Source organism: Komagataeibacter saccharivorans (assembly GCF_003207825.1).
Lineage (GTDB): Bacteria > Pseudomonadota > Alphaproteobacteria > Acetobacterales > Acetobacteraceae > Komagataeibacter > Komagataeibacter saccharivorans.
The window spans coordinates 24,515-42,205 of the sequence record NZ_NKTY01000013.1 but is presented as its reverse complement, the minus strand read 5'-3'; the positions used below and the strand labels follow the sequence as shown (position 1 = coordinate 42,205).

The window sequence follows — 17,691 nt, the reverse complement described above, 5'->3', positions numbered from 1 at the left end:
GACGTGCCTTTTTCTTGCAGGCGTGGTTATGACGCGCGCAGCATCATTACGGTTCCGGTGGCAAGGACATTGAGCAGGGAAAGCGGTAGCAGCACCTTCCACCCCAGCCCCATAAGCTGGTCATAACGCGGACGTGGCAGCCCCGCGCGCAGCAGAATGAAGAAGGCGACGATCACGCCGGTCTTCAGCGCGAACCACACCGGCGCGGGCAGGAGCAGGCCATTGCCGCCGCCCAGATACAGCGTCGTGGCAAGGGCGCTGACAAGGACGATCCCGGCATATTCGGCAATGAAGAACATGCCGAATTTCATGCCGGAATATTCGGTATGGAAACCGGCACCCAGTTCATTTTCCCCTTCCGGCAGGTCGAAGGGCAGGCGGTGCGTCTCCGCAATTCCGGCCAGAAGGAAGACCACGAACCCCAGCCCCTGCGGGATGATGAACCACAGCCCGGACTGTGCCGCCACGATGTCGCGCAGGCTGAACGACCCGGCGACCATGACAACACCCAGCAGCGAAAGCGCCATGAAGACTTCGTAGCTGATCATCTGCGCCGCCGCGCGCATCCCGCCCAGCAGCGCATATTTGCTGTCCGACGCCCACCCCGCCAGAACGACCGCATAAACGCCCAGACCCATCATCGCGAGGATGAACAGCAGGCCCACATTCAGGCCCCCCGCAATGCCCCCTGCCGCAAGCGGAATGACGGCGAAGGACAGCAGCACCGTCATCATGCCGATGGCGGGTGCGAGAACGAACACGCCCCGGTCGGCAAAGGGAGGCACCCAGTCCTGCTTGAACAGGAGCTTGATCCCGTCCGCCACCGCCTGAAACATCCCGCCCGGCCCGACACGGTTGGGACCGTAGCGATCCTGCCATAATCCAAGCAGCCGCCGTTCAACCCATGTCAGCACGGTGGCAAGTGCCAGCACCACAAGGGGCGTAAGCACGATGGGGGCGAGGGGAAGCGGCGTCATGTCGCCTCTCCCGCCGGGGTGATGCGCGCCATGCAGGGAAACATGAAGGCGGGGGACACCATGTGCGATGGGCACAGCACCACGCCATCCGGCAGCCCTGCCAGGGGTTCCACCGGCAGGGTATGCGCACCGTCCGGCAGGTGAAGGGTCATGTGTGCTGGTCCTGCAGCCCCGGTCGGCACGCGCAGCGTGGGTGGTGTTGCCCGTGCGGCGACGGGCGGGGAAAGCATGCTCAGTTCCTCGCTCCCGAACAGGCGCGTATCGGGCAGCACCAGAACGCTATCTTCAGCGCGCGCAAACGCGGCGGGAATATCCGTGGCGCAGGGATGGGTGGGGTGGTCGGTAGCATCAGGTGCCGGAAACAGCCGGACCCCGGATATCCCCCCACGCATGTCCCCGCCGATTTCGTGCTGGAACCGGTTGAGCGACTGGACCGAGTTCCATGATGGCACCTGATAGCCGGGGACAAGCGACGGCGGCATGTCCGGGGTGTACGCCCCTTCCATCGAACTGCTGAACGGGGTGTCCGGACTGCCCGGCGGGGGCTGGTCACGCACGCTGATATGGGAGCGGATAACAGTCCGCCCGCTGGCGCGGTAAGTCTGGCTGCGCAGTTTCTGGCCATCAATGCGGTAATCGGCACCGGGGGCCGCATCCACCATGCCCGCCAGAATGGGGCAGGCCCGCCCCAGCGCGGCAATCACGTCATCCAGCCCCTGCCATGTGGTCAGTCCGGTTGCCTGTATCCGTGCCGCTGCCTGTACGTTCACGCAGCCCTGCGCGCGGGCAAGGGCCTGCATCCATCGCCATCCCGCCCGGATGGGCTGGGGGGGATAAACCGCCTGAAAAAAGCGTTGCGCCCTGCCTTCCTGACTGACCAGCGTGCCACTGCATTCGCTGAAGGCGGCGGCGGGCAGCACCAGCGTCGCATCGCGGCATGGCGGCGTGTCCGTATGGTCGATGATGACGATGTTGGGCACCGCCTCAAGCAGTTCGACCACCGCAGCGGGGGACAGGCGACGGGTCAGGTCGTTTTCCGCAATCACAAGCGTTGCGATCTTTCCCGCCCGCGCCTGCGCCATCACGGCTTCAAGCGTAAGCCCCCCCAGCAGCGCCAGCCCCATGCTGTTACATTCCGGCAGGACCAGTGACAGCCCGCTTGCGGGGATGGTGCGTGCAAGGGCTGATGCAATGGCGGCGGCGGCGCGCATGAGTGCGGGCGACCCATATTGCATGCCCGATACCACAAGGGGCTTTTTCGCGGCGAGCAGCGTGGCTGCGGCATGCTCCACCAGTCGGACCTGTTCATCGGTCAGGTCCGTAACAGTGGGAGCGGACGGGTCGATCCGGTGTGCTATGGCGAAACCGATGCGCGCGATATCGTCAGGCACCGCGCGAAAGCACTGGGCGGCCACGGGGTCCAGATCCGTTGGGGCAGGGGTAAGGATGAACAGGCCGGATGGCGCATCACAGCCGATGGTGCGCACGGCGGCATCCATCCAGCGCGGCACTTTCGCCGCATCCGCCATAGGGAAGCTTGGCTGGCGGACGGACTGGCGCAGCGACAGGCCCAGCCGGGGGGCGGTAGCGCAGACATCTTCCCCCAGAACCAGCACGCCATCCGCGCTTTCCATTTCATGCAGGCTGGGAATGACACCCGGATGCTGCCGCAGCAGCGTGCAGGCCAGTTGCCCGCATGCCTGTTCAACCTGCGTCTGCCCGGTCGAAAACCGTGCCTCCCCGACAAGGGCACGCAGGCTGAAACATGTTTCCATGGATGCGCGGGGAGAGGCTATGCCAACGACCGGGCCATCAGCGGCCATGCGGGCGAACTGCATCACCGCGTCGCGCGTGGGAACGGGTGCGGGGTGTCCATCAATGCTGCGCATGGGCATGCGGATGCGGCTGTCGGCATTGACGAAGCCATGCCCGAACCGGCCCCGGTCGCACAGCATGTAGCGGTTGACGGCTGCATTGTACCGGTTGACGATGCGCCGCACGCTTTCTTCACGCGCATTGACGATAATGTTGCAGCCCACGGCGCAGTGGACGCATACCGACGGCGCGCCGCGCAGGTCCCATTTGCGTGTGTAGACGCCGGAAAATGGTTTGTCGGTAAATACGCCGGTGGGGCAGATTTCCACCAGATTGCCGCTGAAGGCGTTTTGCAGCGCACCGTCTTCCGCGCGGCCGAAATAGACACTGTCATGCGATGCGAAGGCAGCCAGATCGTCGCCCCCCGCATAATCGCGGTAGAACCGTACGCAGCGATAGCACGCGATGCAGCGGTTCATTTCGTGTTTCACGAACGGGCCGAGATCCTGATTGCGGTGCGTGCGTTTTGTAAACCGGTAGCGGCGCTGGTTGTGGCCGGTCATGACGGTCATGTCCTGCAGGTGGCATTCGCCGCCTTCCTCGCACACGGGACAGTCATGGGGATGGTTGACCATCATCCATTCGATCACGCCCTCACGGAACGCGCGTGCCTGCGCATCCTCGATCGCAATGATGGCCCCGTCACTTACCGGCGTCATGCACGCCATCACAAGGCGGCCGGTCCTGTCATCGGGACCGCTGAACTGACGGACCGCGCACTGGCGGCAGGCCCCCACGGAACCCAGTTCGGGATGCCAGCAGAAATAGGGCAGGTTCGCACCCGCTTCCAGACACGCCTGCAGCAGGTTGATGCCGGGGCGGGTGGGCCATTCGCGCCCGTCGATCCTGATGGTGGTCATGGCCGGATCTCCTGCCCGCCGTCAGGCTGCGTGACGCAGCGGGCAGCCGCGCCCGGCGATATGGTCCGCGAAATCGCGCGCAAACAGTTTCAGCCCACTGGCCAGCGGCGCCATGGCCCCCGGCGCATGGGCGCAGAACGTATGCCCCGGCGTGCCCAGCATGCGGGCGTGGCGGTCAAGCTGGTCGATGTCTTCCGCCATGCCCGTACCCGCCTCGATCGCGTCCAGCAGGCGTTCGACCCAGGGCAGTCCATCGCGGCATGGGGTACACCAGCCGCAGGATTCCTGTGCGAAGAAATGTTCCAGATTGCGGAGCATGCCCACCGGACAGGTGCGGTCATCAAGGATGATGGCCATGCCGGTGCCAAGGCGGCTGCCCGCTTTTTCAACCGATGCGTAATCCATCGCCATATCAAGGGCCGTGTCATCCACGAATGCGGTGGAAGCCCCGCCGGGCAGCAGGGCGCGCAGTCCGTAGCCCGGCTGCATGCCGCCCGCGTGCTCCTCGATAATTTCACGCAGCGGCGTGCCGATGGGCAGTTCCCATGCGCCGGGCCGTCTTACGCGCCCGCTGACCCCATATATCTTGGTGCCCCCATCCGGCCCGATGCCCAGACCCGCAAACCATTCCGGTCCGTTGGCGATGATGTGGGGCAGGTTGCTTAATGTCTCGACATTGTTCACCACGCTTGGCGCGCCCCATAGTCCGCCTGTCTGTGGAAAGGGGGGCTTGCTGCGCGGGGTGGCGCGCCGTCCCTCCAGCGCGGTCAGCAGGGCGGTTTCCTCGCCGCATATGTAGCGCCCGGCGCTGACATGCACATGAATGTCGAAACTGAAACCGGAGCCGAGGATATCCTGACCCAGCCACCCCCCATGCCGCGCCTGCGCAATGGCGTCGTGCAGACGGGTGCGGGCAAGGTGGTATTCCCCGCGCAGGAAGATGATGCCATGCCCCGCCTGAATGGCGTAGGCGGCCAGTAACATGCCTTCGACCAGTTGCAGCGGATTGCCTTCCATCAGCCAGCGGTCCTTGAAGGTGCCCGGTTCCATCTCATCCGCATTGGCGATCAGGTATTTGCAGCGTTCGCTTGCGGGTTCCCTGGGCACGAAGCTCCATTTCTGCCCGGTTCCGAACCCCGCCCCCCCACGTCCGCGCAGGCGCGAGCGGGTTACGATGTCCACCACCTCGGCCGGTGCAAGGGTGCGCAGGGCCGTGCGCGTGGCCTGCCATCCCCCGGCCCGTTCATAGGCCGCGCAGTCGGGGGGACCGGTCACGGGGTCGATCATGGCGGTCAGGGGGCGCTCGGCATGGCTCATGGTGGCGGCTCCCGCAGGGTGTCGATCAGGTGGTCGAGGGTGGGCGTATCCACGTCGCCATAGAGTGTATCGTCCACCAGCATGGCGGGCGCATGGTCGCAGTGCCCCAGACACACGATGGGCAGAAAGGTGATGGCGTCATCCGCCGTGGTCTGGCCCGGCTGGATATCCAGTGTGTGGCACAGATGGGCGCATAGCCGCTCACGCCCCATGATCCAGCATGAGACACTGTCGCACAGCATGATGACATGCCGCCCCACGGGCCTGCGGAACAGCAGGTTGAAATAGGTGGCGATGCCGTCCAGATCCGCAGCGGACATGCCCAGCACATCGGCTACTTCGTTCAGGTGCGGCGTGCTGATCCACCCCATATGCGCCTGCACCAGCCGCAGGGCCGCGACACTGGCCCCGCGCGGGTGCGGTTCCGCCTGCGCAAGGGCGCGGATTTCCGCCCGCAGGTCGCCTGACAGGGGCTGTTCAGCGATCGACATCGGCCATCACGAAATCAATGCTGCCAAGGATCGCGATCAGGTCGGCGATCATGACGCCACGCCCCAGAAGCGGGATCATCTGCAGATGGGCGAAGGACGGCGTGCGGATGCGGGTGCGATAGGATGTGGTGCCGCCATCGCTGACAAGGGTATAGCAGTTCAGCCCCTTCGTGGCTTCGACGCAGGATCTGGCCTCCCCCGGCGGGATGACCGGCCCCCAGGCTGCGCCAAGGAAATGATGGATCAGGGTTTCGATGTCATGCAGCGTCCGTGCCCTGGGCGGCGGGGTGGTGAGCGGATGGTCCGCCTTGATGGGACCGGCGGGCATGTGGTCCAGACACTGGCGGATGATGCGCAGGCTCTGGCGGATTTCTTCCACATGCACGGCGATCCGGTCGTAGCAGTCGCCATTGGCGCCGGTGGGAATGTCGAATTCAAGCTGCTCGTAACAGGCATAGGGGGCCTGCCTGCGGTAATCCCATGGCAGGCCGGTGGCGCGCAGTCCCGGCCCGGTTACGCCCCATTCCACGGCTTCGGCGGTGGTATAGGCGCCCACCCCTTTCGTCCGCCCCCGGAAAACCGGGTTGCGCATGACCATCGCGTCATATTCGTCAAGGCGGCGGGGCAGGTCGTTGACGAAGGCGCGGATCAGGTCTTCCCATCCGGTGGGCAGGTCCATCGCCACCCCGCCGATGCGGAACCATGCCGGGTGCATGCGAAAACCGCAGATCGCCTCGATAATGCCGAATACGCGCTCGCGGTCGGTAAACATGTAGAATACTGGCGAAAGCTGCCCCACGTCCTGCGCCATGGTTCCATAGAAAACCAGATGGCTGGCAATGCGGAACAGTTCCGCCAGCATGACGCGGATCATCTGCGCGCGTGGCGGCGGCGTAATGCCCGCCAGCGTTTCGACCGCCATCACGTAGGGGAAGTTGTTCATGACCCCGCCCAGGTAATCCACCCGGTCGGTATAGGGGATGTAGGTATGCCATGACTGGCGTTCCCCCATTTTTTCGGCCCCGCGGTGGTGGAAGCCGATATCGGGCACGGCATCGACGATGCGTTCGCCCTCAAGCTGCAGGATAATGCGAAAGACCCCGTGTACGCTGGGATGGTTGGGGCCGAGATTGAGGAACATGAAATCGCTGTGGTCGCTATGCCGCTGCATGCCCCATGCCGAGGGATCGAAACGCATGGCGTCCTGCTCGTGCCGCTCCTGTTCTTCGGTCAGGCTGTAGGGCGGCATTTCGGTGGCGCGGGCGTAATGATCCTTGCGCAGCGGGTGGTCGGTCCATGTGGGTGGTGTCAGGATGCGGCGCAGGAAAGGATGGTTTTCAAACCGGATGCCGAACAGGTCCCATATCTCGCGTTCGTACCAGTTGGCATTGGGCCACAGGTCGCTGATGGTGGGAAGCGTGGGCCTGTCCCCCAGCAGCGCCACCTTGATGCGCACTTCATCTGCGCGGGTGGCAAGCGACATGAGGTGATAGATGACCGTGAAATCCGCCGGTGGCTGGCCATCGCGGTGGGTGCGTTCGCGTTCGTCAATGGCGGTCAGGTCAAACAGCATGAGCAATGCGGGCGTGTGTTCCTTCAGCGTGGAAAGGGTGGGCCGCAGGTCGTCCACCGTAACCCACAGCGTGCGGACGCCATCGCGCGTGGACTGGGTGGCCATCATGCCGGGCTGGTCCAGTCCGGTTATGGGGGATGCGCTCAGGACCATGGGTCAGATCCCGTCGGGCTGGCGGATGTCGCGCACGCCCTGGCGGGCGGCGCGTTTTTCATCGCGCATGCTGGGGGGCGTTACAGGTTCCATGCCCTGCGGTCCCATCATCCAGCTTAACGGACGCCTGCGCGTGCCGATGGATTTCTGCAACAGCATCAGGCCCTCAAGCAGGGCTTCCGGGCGGGGCGGGCAGCCGGGAACATACACATCGACCGGCAGGAAACTGTCCACGCCCTGCACCACGCTGTAAATGTCGTACATACCGCCCGAATTGGCGCATGACCCCATGGAGATCACCCATCGGGGTTCCAGCATCTGGTCATACAGATGCTGGATGATCGGGGCCATCTTGACGAATACGGTGCCGGAAATGACAATCAGATCCGCTTCACGCGGGGTCGCGCGCAGGACTTCGGACCCGAAACGTGCAATGTCGAACCGGCTTGTAAAGGCGGTCGCCATTTCCACGTAGCAGCAGGACAGGCCGAAATTGAGCGGCCATATCGAATTTTTCTGTCCCCACGCCACAAAATCCTGAAGCCGTCCCATGACAAGGTTCCGCCGCACCGTCTCGCTGAAGGTCGGCGTGTCGTCATGTTGCGCTGGCCGCGTGTTCCGTGGGGGCGATACGGGCGAGAGGGACCATGTCATGATACCGAAGCCTTTCCCCCGATACGTGGCAGGCGCGGCTGCGGCCCCCATTCCAGCGCACCCGCACGCCACAGATAGAGGAGGGAGGCAGCCAGAAAGGCGATAAAGAAAACCGCCGCGCCATACCCGATCCATCCGACCCGCGTCACAACGGTCGCCCACGGTAGGAGAAAGGCCGTTTCCACGTCGAATATGACGAAGAACATGGCAACCAGATAATACTGCACCGGCAGGCGCAGCCGTGCCGATCCGGTCGGCATCATGCCGGATTCAAATGGCAGGGACATGGAACGGCCCATTGCGGCCCCACGTCGTCGGGTGCCGGTCATGGCGGACAGCCCGAACAGGCACGCCAGAAGCCCCCCGATCACAACCGCATAGATGAACAGGGACCAGATTTCAGAAATATCCACCATGTCGGGCCTTCCGTCTGTACTGGTTATTTATGAACGGAGACGTCTCGATGTACTGGTATTGGGATGTATTGAATGCAAGGATGCAAATGATGACAGGTCATGCAAAATGCCGCTGTCACCTCATGATCGCTATACGTCCCCTGAACAGGGAAGTTCCGGAACGATACTGATGTGTGTAATCTTTTTTGCCGATTGGCCTGAAGCCGCCGGGATTATTGATTCCGCAGCCCGAATAAATGCGATCGCATGAATGGGATTCAATACCGGTTTTATTGTTTATGGGCTGCGTTGTCCCGGTTCCGGCTGTATCGACAGATTATCAGGCAGGTTGCTGGTGAAGCCTTTTTCAAAAAGCTTCAGGCAACGCCGCCATTAAAATAATGGCGGCGTTTCATGATGTTTATTTACCGGTAATCCGTGCCGGAGTGGTTACGCACGTACGACATGCCGCTTCAGCAGCGCAAGCGCCAGAAGATAGACGACAAGCCCCCCCGTGGACAGAACGGCCGCACCAAAACCAAGCGATCCATAACTGAACTGCGCGGCCAGAAGGGCGCTGCCCAGGGATGCCCCCATGGCATTGGCGACATTGAATGCCGAGTGATTGAGGGAGGCGGCAAGTGTCTGCGCGTCCCCCGCGTAATCCATAAGCCGTGTCTGCAATGCCGGCCCCAGTGCATTGACGAAACACGGAATCAGGAAAACCACCACCACAAGGGCAGGGATACTGTGCAGCACCAGCGGGAAGACCAGCATGGTCAGCGCGCTGCCTGCCAGCGCGAGGATCGCGGCAAGGGACAGGTTGCGGTCAACCACCCACGCCCCCGCATTGGCGCCCGTAAGCATGCCCGCACCCCACAGGACCATGAACACCATGGTTTCCCATTCCGGCACGCGGGTCACGTTCTGCAGGATGCTGGTCAGATAGGTATAGATGGTGAACATGCCGCCAAAACCGATGGCGGCGGTCAGCAGGGTCAGCATGACCTGTGTGTTGAACAGCGCCGTTACTTCGCGCAGCGGGGAATTGGAACGGTTGGGCCGGTCCGCCGGGATATAGCGCCATACCCCCAGAAAGGTCAGCAGACCGCACAGTGCGATGATGAAGTAGGAAATCCGCCAGCCCCAGTGATTGGCGGCGAAGGTGGAAAACGGCGCGCCGACAAGGGTGGCGATGGCAATGCCTGACAGCACGCGCCCCACGGCCCAGCCCCGGCGCGAGTGGTCGACCATGGACGCGGCGACAAGGGCGGAAATGCCAAACAGCGCCCCATGGGGCAGACCGGTGATGAAGCGGGCGACCTCGATCAGGCCGGGGGTTGGCATGGCGATGCTCAGCAGGTTGCCGCAGCAGAAAAGAATATAGAGCGACAGCAGCAGTTCACGCCGCGACAGGCGTGCGCCAAGTATGGTGATGAGTGGTGCGCCAAATACAACACCCAGCGCGTAGGCGGTAATCGCGTAACCGGCATCGGCGGTGGAAAGCCGGAGCGAGGATGCGAATTCGGGCAGCATGCCCATGATGGCGAACTCACCCGTTCCCACGACAAAGGTGCCAAAGGTCAGGATAAGGAAGGCGGCTGCTGCACCGTGCGGCGGGTGGACGGGCCGGGGATTGAATTCGGTCGTTGCGGTATCTGTGGTCATGTGCGGTCCGGGTCGGGCTGTCAGGCGGACAGGACGCGGGCGGCGGCCCGGGCGATGTCGATATCTTCCGCGCTGGTGGCGCCCGATACGCCAATCGCCCCGGCAATGGCGCCATCAGCCGCCTTCAGCAGCACGCCACCGCCAAAACTGGTCAGGCCGCCATTGGTGTTTTCCAGCGAATAGGCAACGCCATCGGGATGCGCGATTTTGGCAAAGGCCGCCGTGTCCATCTGGAAAAGGACGGCGGTTTTCGCTTTCTTTCCACTGACATCGATTACGCCCAGCGGTGCGCCGTCCATGCGGGCGAAGGCCACCGGCCATGCGGCTGCGTCCACGACGGTTATACATACCGTCACCTTCAGTCTGGTGGCTTCGGCAAGGGCCGCGTCGATCATGGCGGAAGCGACAGAGAGTTTCATTATTGCGGACCTTCTTCATGTAAAAAAGCGCACGCTAACGGCAATGGCGGATGAGGGAATACAGATGATCGTGAAATGATGATTTATTCATCATTGCTGAACGCGGACAAGCTGCTGCTGCATCATCATCCATGCAATATCGGCCAGCTTCGCACGCGGCAGTTCGCCCGCCGGGCCGGTTACGCAGATGCTTGCCAGCACTTCCCCATTTTCCCACCACGGGATGGCGACACCGTGGATACCCGCGTGATATCGTTCCAGATCAAGGGCATAACCGCGTGCGCGCACTGTGTGGATCTGTTCCACCATGGCGGGTGTGGGCGCTTCACCGGGGGCGGCGGCAAGGCGTTTGGCCATGCCGGGCACGAAGGCCAGAAAGACCAGCCCCACGGCGGAGCCTTCCAGCTTTTCCCGAAAGGGGGCACGATCGGCCTGTTCTGCCGGGCTGGTGGCATCAACGATGTCGAGATACGCGGCTTCATCGCCACCGGGCACGGCAAGCCAGACGGTCTGGCCGGTATTGCGGGCAATGGTTTCCAGAACGGGGCGCAGGCGGGTGCGGGTCGCGCTGTCATTGCCCGCGATACGCGCAAGGTTGAGGATGCGGCCACCGAGGTAATAGCGCGTATCGCCAGAGCGGCGACGGACATAGCCCAGATGGTCCAGTGTCTGCAGGATGTTATGGGCGGTGGTCTTGCCAATACCCGTAAGGGCCGCGATCTGCCGCAGGTGTGCGGCCCCACCCTGCCGGGCGATGGTTTCCAGAATGGCCGCGGCCCGTTCGACAGACTGGACCAGTTTGATATGCGTGGGCATGGGATATCCGCAACGGGCGCTTTCGGGATCGCTGACGGCGTCACGTCAGGACGGATCGCTTTGTGTGGGCGCGGGTGCGCCCGTGTCAATAACCCGTTGCGCCCCGCGACGTTCCGGGGCAGACCCCTGAAAATCCGGCCACGGGTTTACCAGCCCATGCCACCCGGTCCGCCCCAGCCACCGGGGCCACCCCACCCGCCGGAACCGTCCCAGCCATCATGGTATCCGCCGCCGCCCCGGTCATAGGCGGCGCGCGCATTGCGGTCCATGCGGGGGTTCTGGTCTGCACAGCCCGCAAGGGACGACGCAAGGCCAAGAACAAGGCAGATGCCTGCGATCAGGCGCAACCCGGCCTCCTGCATCGCGGCGGGGTCATCGTATGCCCACGGCCTTGCGCAGCAGGTCATTTGCGCGGCGCTGCCAGCCGGGACCGTCCGATTTCAGGCGTTCGATCACGTCCTGATCCAGCCGGATCGACACCTGCTTCTTGGTCGGCGCTTTCTGCGGGCCGCGCACGCGTCTTTCATAATCGCGCACCAGATCAGGCTGCGCGCGGGATGCGCTTGCCGCGCGGGTGAAATCCATTGCGGTCAGTTCGGGATTGTCAGGATCATCCGCAATGCCGGCATTGATACGGGCGTCCTCATCTTCCGTGGGCATGATGAAGTCAGGTTTGCGCTTCATAAAGTTTTGCCTCCCGTCGGTTGGCCTTACGCAGGCTGATGATGCGGACAATGCGGGTTTCAATGCTGTAAACCAGCACATGCAGCCGCCGCCGGATCGGGGCAATGGCGACAAGGCGGGGTTCGGTTGCGCTGTGGCTGGCGATGACCAGGGCGACATCCCATTCAAAGTCCTCAGCGGCGGTAAAGTCCACGCCATGCTTGGCGATGTTGGCTGCCCGTTTTGTGTCATCCCAATCATACCGCATCCTTATTGTATATGCGATATAATAAGCGGAAAACAATCCTTCATCGGTGTAAACGGGATATTCCCGCGATGGGACAGGCTGGATCATGGCCCGGTCGTGTTGTGCAATTCTGGTGGTCATGTCTTTGTCAGGCAAAGATAAATCGCCGGTTTCACGGCGACGTCCGTTCTTTCGACAGACATCGTCTGATTTAATGTCCTTGCGAAAAAAACGTTAAACGGGCACAAGAAGTGCAAGGTTTGCGTAATCGGTTCGTGATTGTGAAATGATGGTGGGCGATGGACACGGTAGCTGAAGGCGAGGGCGGGAACGTGCTCTCATTGGTGGAAGACCTTGCACTGCGTACGTCTTCGGTGCTGGAGACCCTGCGCAACAATGCGCAGGCCGTGCGGGCGGGGGACCGCAGGGAGCCGACATTCCAGATCGGTCAGGCCGCCGAACTGATCGGCCGCTCGGCTGCCGCAATAAGGGAAGCGGAAAAGGATGGCCGCCTGCCTGAACCCCGGCGTGGGGAAAACAACCGGCGCGTGGGCTATACGCTGGAACAGCTCAATGTCATGCGCGGCATTTTCGGCACCCGCCCGTGGCGTGCGCAAACGGATGCGCCCGCGGTCATAGCCGTACAGAACTTCAAGGGGGGCGTGGGGAAATCAACCGTCGCCGTGCATCTGGCGCAGTATCTTGCAATACAGGGCTATCGCGTCCTGCTGATCGACTGTGACAGCCAGGCATCCGCCACCACCCTGTTTGGCTACGTGCCGGACATGGATCTGGGGGAAGACGATACGCTTTACCCGTTCCTGCGCAATGATGAGATGGGATCGCTGGCCTACGCGCTGCGGCCGACCCATTTTGACGGCCTGTCGCTGATCCCCGCCAATCTTCGCCTGTTCCAGTCGGAATACGAACTGGCGGCGCGGATGGCGCAGGGTGATCCCGGCCTGATCGACCGGCTGACGCAGGGCATCAATTCGGTTTCCGATGCGTTTGATGTGGTCATCATGGACCCGCCGCCCGCGCTGGGGGCAATCTCACTGTCCGTGCTGCGCGCGGCCAATGCGCTGATCGTGCCGGTTCCGCCGACGGTGATGGATTTTTCTTCTACCGCGGCCTTCCTTGCCATGTTGCAGGAAACATTGGTTGAGCTTGAGCGGGCGGGGCATGCGCCGAACCTGCAGCTTCTGAAATTCGTAAGCTCCCGCGTGGACGAAAACAAATCCATGCAGCGTGAACTGCTGGGGCTGATGAAATCCATTTTCGGGCACCATCTTGCCCGTTCATCACTGAAAAACTCAGCCGAGATCGATAACGCGACCGCGCGGCTCATGACCGTTTATGAACTGGATGCGCCGATTACCAGCAGATCGGTGCGGGATCGCTGCCTGACTTACCTGAACGCGGTTAATCAGGAACTGGAACTGGACATACGCGCCATGTGGCCCAGCCACCGGGAAAGCCTGCGCCGGGCGGGTGTCCTGTGATCCTGCCCGCGCCGGGGTGATTGCACCGGTGCAATCACTCCGATAGCCGCGTTCGGCGGCATTCTTCCTCTTTATTACACGCCATACCCTGATCCAGAGCATGAAGGTCGGCCACGATGTCCTCCAAGAACAAGTTATTCACCGATGGTCTTGCCGCCGCCGCCAGTGCGGGCCTGCGCGAAGACCGCAAGCCCGCCACGCGGATGGGCGGCGTGCTGGGGGACCGGCGTAACAGGCTGGCGGAAATGGCGGGCGGACTGGCCCAGACCAAGACCCATCTGTCGGTCGATCCCGCCCGTTGCCGGATGTGGGGGGAGCATAACCGCGATTACGCGGCCCTGACATATGAAAGCTGCCATGACCTGATCGAAAGCCTGAAGGCGCAGGGACATCAGGAAATGCCCGCCATCGTAAGGCGGCTGAAGAATGATCCCGATTACGAATTCGAGGTTATCTGCGGCGCGCGCCGTCATTGGGCGATTTCATGGCTGCGGGCGCATACCTATCCCGAATTCCGCTTCATCGTGGAACCGCGCGAACTGACCGATGAGCAGGCTTTCCGCATTGCCGATCTGGAAAACCGCGCCCGACAGGATCTGAGCGATTATGAACGCGCGCGGGATTACCTCAAGGGTCTGGGCCTTTATTATGGTAATGAACAGAAGGCGATGGCCGAGCGGCTGCGGGTATCGGAAAGCTGGCTGAGCCGTTATCTTGATCTCGCCCGCCTGCCTGCCGCAGTAATCGGGGCCTTTGCTTCCCCGCATGACATGCGGATCAAGCATGTCATGAAGCTCAAGCCCCTGCTGAAAAATATCGACACCCGCAGGCGCGTGCTGGATGCGGCGGCAAAGATGGCGGATATGCGCAAGCGTGATCATTCCTACCTGACCGAAGCGCCCGCCGTGGTAAGGGAGTTGCAGAAAGCCGCGGAAAAACCGGAACCCGCCCCCCGCAGGGCTGCCGGGGCATCGACCATAGAACGTCCATCCGATGGCAGGACTGTCGTGACGATAAACCGGCGTTCGGGAAAATCCCTTGCCGTAACCTTCCATCTTGCGGACCTGAAAAGCCGGGCGCAGGGGCATGAAGCCCTCAACCTGCTTCTGGATCAGTACTGGCCTGAAGGGCAGGAGGACTGATCCCGCCCCCTCCATGGTGCGGCATGGCCGTCTTGTATGATTTTATTTCAGAGCGATAGAGATCTTGCCTGTCCAGCACAAAACAGCCGTCATTATTGTAAATGAAAAATGCGGTGGGCACAGCCGGACCCGTATCGCCCATTTCGCGCAGTGCCTGCGTGGCGCCGGGTTTGTGGTCGATATCGTCCCTACCGCTTTCCGGGGCCACGCAACAGCACTTGCCCGCAAAGCGGTCCATGACCAGAAATACACGCATATCGTAGCAGCCGGGGGTGACGGCACCATTGCCGAAATCGCCGAAGGGATGGCGGGGTCCGACTGTATCCTTGGCATCCTGCCGCTGGGCACGGCCAATGTGCTGGCCCATGAACTGGGTATTCCATCGGATGATGCCGACAGTGCAGGCGTAATGGCGCGGGGAAACAGCAGGGTCATCTGGCCCGGCCACCTGCAATCCGATGGCTGGAACGGGCTGTTCATCCAGATGGCGGGGATCGGGTTCGACGCGCATGTGGTACATGCCGTATCGACGCGACTGAAAAGCGCGTTAGGCCAGTTCGCCTATGTTCTGAATACCGTGCGATCATTATGGCGGTACGGATTTGAACCGCTGCATGTCTTGCTGGACGGCGTGGAATATGATGCCGTTTCCGTTATCGTGTCGAAGGGTTCTCTCTATGCCGGGAAATACGTCCTGACACGGGATTCCATGCTGGCGGAGAAACGCTTCTCGGTCGTGCTGTTCCGGGCGCCCGGCATTCTGGCTACCCTGCGCGCCAGCCTGTCCCTGCTGCGCGGCAATCTTGCACGGCAGCGGGATGTGGAAATACATACCGCGCGGTGCATTGAAATCCGCACACCACCGGGCATACCGGTGCAGAGCGATGGGGATGCCCGCCAGTTCACACCCGTCCGGATCGACATAGCCGAACGTCCCATCCGTATCGTTTCGGCCTGAAATGTAATAAAGGTTTTTGAGTGCCGCCTTTTCTCAAAAAGCTTCACCAGAACCTTTCTTATGAAAAGCGGGTTTTTCAGACAGTCTGTTTTTCCGGCAGTATTGCGATGCCGCGACCATTACACCTTATCGCAGGCCGGGGCTTGCCTTGCGCCCGGCTGATGTGGAATGCCCTATGCAGGGTATCCAGAGGTGTTCGGTATGTTACGCAGATCAGTCCGGGTGTGTGCGGTTATGGGATGCCTGGCTGTCAGCATGCCCTGCGCGGCATCAGCCCAGGAAGATCCGTGCCCGCAGTTCGGCGCGCAGGGCCACCTGCCCGCGCTGGTTGCCCCCGGACTGCTGCCGCGCACGACCCTGCTGTGCAATGCGGATTATGCTGCCCTCAATTCCGGTCTGGTGCATGAACCGCTATGGTCGGCGGAATATCTGACCCGGCGGGAAATCATGCGGGCCAGCCAGTTGGGCCGCGTGACCGACCGGCCCCATGCCGACCCACGCCTGCCGCCGGGCGACGGGGCAGATCCTGCCGATTACAGGCGTTCGGGCTATGCCCGTGGCCGTATGACACCAGCGTCGGAAGCACCCGACATGGCGGGACGCGATCAGGCGTTTTCACTGGCCAATGTCGTGCCACAGACACCCGAACTGAATAAGGGGATATGGAGCGATGTGGAACGGGCGGTGCGGAAACTGGCGTTGCAGGAAGGCGCGCTCTATGTCGTGACCGGACCGGCTTTTTACGGCAGCACGCAGGGGATCGGGCATCATGTTGTGGTGCCTTCCTCCACATGGAAAGCGGTGTATGACCCCATGGTCAACGCAGCCGGTGTCTATGTCTGCAAGAACACGGAAAACCCGACCTGCACGGTTGTCAATGTGGCGACGCTGATCCGCGCGGTCGGGGTCGATCCTTTTCCAGCCCTGCCGGATACGCTGAAAGAGACGCTGCTGGCATTACCGGACCCCGAGGACAGTTCCCGACAGCCATAGTAACGCGCGGGTATTCCCCGCCCGGTCCCGGTTACAGGTCCAGTGTCAGCGACGGGCTGCGGCTGCGTGAACAGCATAGCGCAATGCTGCGCCCCTGTTCTTCCGCGGTCAGGACCATATCACGGTGATCGCCTTCCCCGGCGACAAGCGGCACGACACAGGCACCGCACATACCCTGCTCACACGACAGGTCCACATCCACCCCGGCGGCAAGCAGGGCGGCGGCAATGCTCTGTCCCGCCGGTACGTTCACCGTCTGCTCTGATCGCGCCAGCACGACATCAAACGCCCGATCGGAAAGGGCGTGGGTTGTTTCGGTCGGGCGGAAATATTCGGTATGGACCTGATCCGCCTGCCAGCCTGCGGCGATGGCATGGGAAAAAACAGCGTTCATGAACCCGTCCGGCCCGCACAGCATGATGGCGGTGTCAGGCGATGGTGTGTCCAGTACATCCGGGTACCCGTTTTTCAGGCTTCGGCTGAACTGGACACGGGGCGCATACGGACTTTGGCGTAGCATGTCCCCAAACGGCGCGCGCCGGGGATCACGCGTATAATAATGAAGCTGCCAGTCAGCATTCCTGCCTTGCAGATACATCATCATGGAAAGCAGGGGCGTAATGCCGATACCGCCCCCGATCAGGATATGGCGTTGCGCGTCAGGCAGCATGAACGCATTGCGGGGCGGGGAAATCCGCAGTTCCATGCCCCGCCGTATTCCCGCGCACAGGGATTCCGATCCCCCACGGGAGGCTGCTTCGCGCTTGATGCACAGTTCATACCCCGTGCGATCTTCCGCTGATCCACACAGTGAATACTGACGGATCAGGCCCGAAGGGGTCATGACATCAATATGCGCGCCGGGTTCAAAGCGTGGCAGGTCGTCCTGCCCCGCCCGGGCGACCAGACGCAGGCGCACGCAGTCGTCCCCTTCCGGCGTGACAGCATCGACAAGGACAGAAAACAGGGTGGACATGGGCATCATTCC

General features: G+C 62.2%; 18 protein-coding genes. 4 read left to right on the top strand and 14 right to left on the bottom strand.

Features of this window, described 5'->3' with window-relative positions:
- Positions 1-26: 26 nt before the first annotated feature.
- The 13 genes from nuoH to CFR79_RS09060 form a co-directional block, all read right to left on the bottom strand.
- On the bottom strand, positions 27-977 hold the full coding sequence (nuoH, locus tag CFR79_RS09125) for an NADH-quinone oxidoreductase subunit NuoH (protein ID WP_110547693.1): 951 nt from the start codon (positions 975-977) through the stop codon (positions 27-29).
- Positions 974-3,712 (bottom strand): NADH-quinone oxidoreductase subunit NuoG, encoded by a 2,739-nt coding sequence (gene nuoG, locus CFR79_RS09120; protein WP_110547692.1) that lies wholly within the window; start codon positions 3,710-3,712, stop codon positions 974-976. Before nuoG ends, nuoH begins: the two co-directional genes overlap by 4 nt.
- Before the next feature lie 21 nt (positions 3,713-3,733).
- Complete coding sequence (gene nuoF, locus CFR79_RS09115) at positions 3,734-5,029, bottom strand: NADH-quinone oxidoreductase subunit NuoF (RefSeq protein WP_110547691.1); 1,296 nt, start codon at positions 5,027-5,029, stop codon at positions 3,734-3,736.
- The gene (gene nuoE / locus CFR79_RS09110) at positions 5,026-5,520 is read right to left on the bottom strand and encodes an NADH-quinone oxidoreductase subunit NuoE (protein WP_110547690.1); all 495 of its coding nucleotides are present in this window, start codon (positions 5,518-5,520) and stop codon (positions 5,026-5,028) included. Before nuoE ends, nuoF begins: the two co-directional genes overlap by 4 nt.
- Positions 5,507-7,246, bottom strand: a complete 1,740-nt coding sequence (gene nuoC / locus CFR79_RS09105; protein ID WP_110547689.1) for an NADH-quinone oxidoreductase subunit C/D — start codon at positions 7,244-7,246, stop codon at positions 5,507-5,509. The genes nuoE and nuoC overlap by 14 nt, the downstream gene beginning before the upstream one ends.
- 3 nt (positions 7,247-7,249) lie before the next feature.
- Positions 7,250-7,900 carry an NADH-quinone oxidoreductase subunit B gene (locus tag CFR79_RS09100; protein WP_110547688.1) on the bottom strand — a complete coding sequence of 217 codons (651 nt, stop codon included), beginning with the start codon at positions 7,898-7,900 and terminating at the stop codon, positions 7,250-7,252.
- Positions 7,897-8,316 carry an NADH-quinone oxidoreductase subunit A gene (locus CFR79_RS09095; RefSeq protein WP_110547687.1) on the bottom strand — a complete coding sequence of 140 codons (420 nt, stop codon included), beginning with the start codon at positions 8,314-8,316 and terminating at the stop codon, positions 7,897-7,899. Before CFR79_RS09095 ends, CFR79_RS09100 begins: the two co-directional genes overlap by 4 nt.
- A gap of 429 nt (positions 8,317-8,745) precedes the next feature.
- Positions 8,746-9,963: an MFS transporter gene (locus tag CFR79_RS09085; RefSeq protein ID WP_110547685.1), complete on the bottom strand. Its 1,218-nt coding sequence runs from the start codon at positions 9,961-9,963 to the stop codon at positions 8,746-8,748.
- A gap of 20 nt (positions 9,964-9,983) precedes the next feature.
- Positions 9,984-10,382, bottom strand: coding sequence for a GlcG/HbpS family heme-binding protein (locus CFR79_RS09080; protein ID WP_110547684.1), 399 nt, complete (start codon positions 10,380-10,382; stop codon positions 9,984-9,986).
- A 90-nt stretch (positions 10,383-10,472) separates the two neighbouring features.
- A complete protein-coding gene (locus CFR79_RS09075; protein WP_110547683.1) occupies positions 10,473-11,198 on the bottom strand; it encodes an IclR family transcriptional regulator in 726 nt (241 codons plus the stop codon).
- A 146-nt stretch (positions 11,199-11,344) separates the two neighbouring features.
- Positions 11,345-11,545: a hypothetical protein gene (locus tag CFR79_RS09070; protein WP_118963780.1), complete on the bottom strand. Its 201-nt coding sequence runs from the start codon at positions 11,543-11,545 to the stop codon at positions 11,345-11,347.
- A 25-nt stretch (positions 11,546-11,570) separates the two neighbouring features.
- Positions 11,571-11,882 carry a BrnA antitoxin family protein gene (locus tag CFR79_RS09065; RefSeq protein WP_254058035.1) on the bottom strand — a complete coding sequence of 104 codons (312 nt, stop codon included), beginning with the start codon at positions 11,880-11,882 and terminating at the stop codon, positions 11,571-11,573.
- Positions 11,866-12,249 (bottom strand): BrnT family toxin, encoded by a 384-nt coding sequence (locus CFR79_RS09060; RefSeq protein WP_243705396.1) that lies wholly within the window; start codon positions 12,247-12,249, stop codon positions 11,866-11,868. The genes CFR79_RS09065 and CFR79_RS09060 overlap by 17 nt, the downstream gene beginning before the upstream one ends.
- 158 nt (positions 12,250-12,407) lie before the next feature.
- On the opposite strand from CFR79_RS09060, the gene CFR79_RS09055 reads away from it, so the two are divergent.
- From CFR79_RS09055 to CFR79_RS09040, 4 genes are all read left to right on the top strand, one after another.
- Complete coding sequence (locus CFR79_RS09055; protein ID WP_110547681.1) at positions 12,408-13,610, top strand: AAA family ATPase; 1,203 nt, start codon at positions 12,408-12,410, stop codon at positions 13,608-13,610.
- A gap of 116 nt (positions 13,611-13,726) precedes the next feature.
- Positions 13,727-14,752, top strand: a complete 1,026-nt coding sequence (locus tag CFR79_RS09050; protein ID WP_110547680.1) for a ParB/RepB/Spo0J family partition protein — start codon at positions 13,727-13,729, stop codon at positions 14,750-14,752.
- Between the two features lie 64 nt (positions 14,753-14,816).
- Positions 14,817-15,710 (top strand): diacylglycerol/lipid kinase family protein, encoded by an 894-nt coding sequence (locus CFR79_RS09045; protein WP_110547679.1) that lies wholly within the window; start codon positions 14,817-14,819, stop codon positions 15,708-15,710.
- 234 nt (positions 15,711-15,944) lie between these two features.
- On the top strand, positions 15,945-16,703 hold the full coding sequence (locus CFR79_RS09040) for a DNA/RNA non-specific endonuclease (RefSeq protein ID WP_243705395.1): 759 nt from the start codon (positions 15,945-15,947) through the stop codon (positions 16,701-16,703).
- Positions 16,704-16,734: 31 nt separating this feature from the next.
- Here the strand turns inward: CFR79_RS09040 and CFR79_RS09035 are convergent, their stop codons facing one another.
- Positions 16,735-17,679, bottom strand: a complete 945-nt coding sequence (locus CFR79_RS09035; protein WP_110547722.1) for a PDR/VanB family oxidoreductase — start codon at positions 17,677-17,679, stop codon at positions 16,735-16,737.
- Positions 17,680-17,691: the final 12 nt, after the last annotated feature.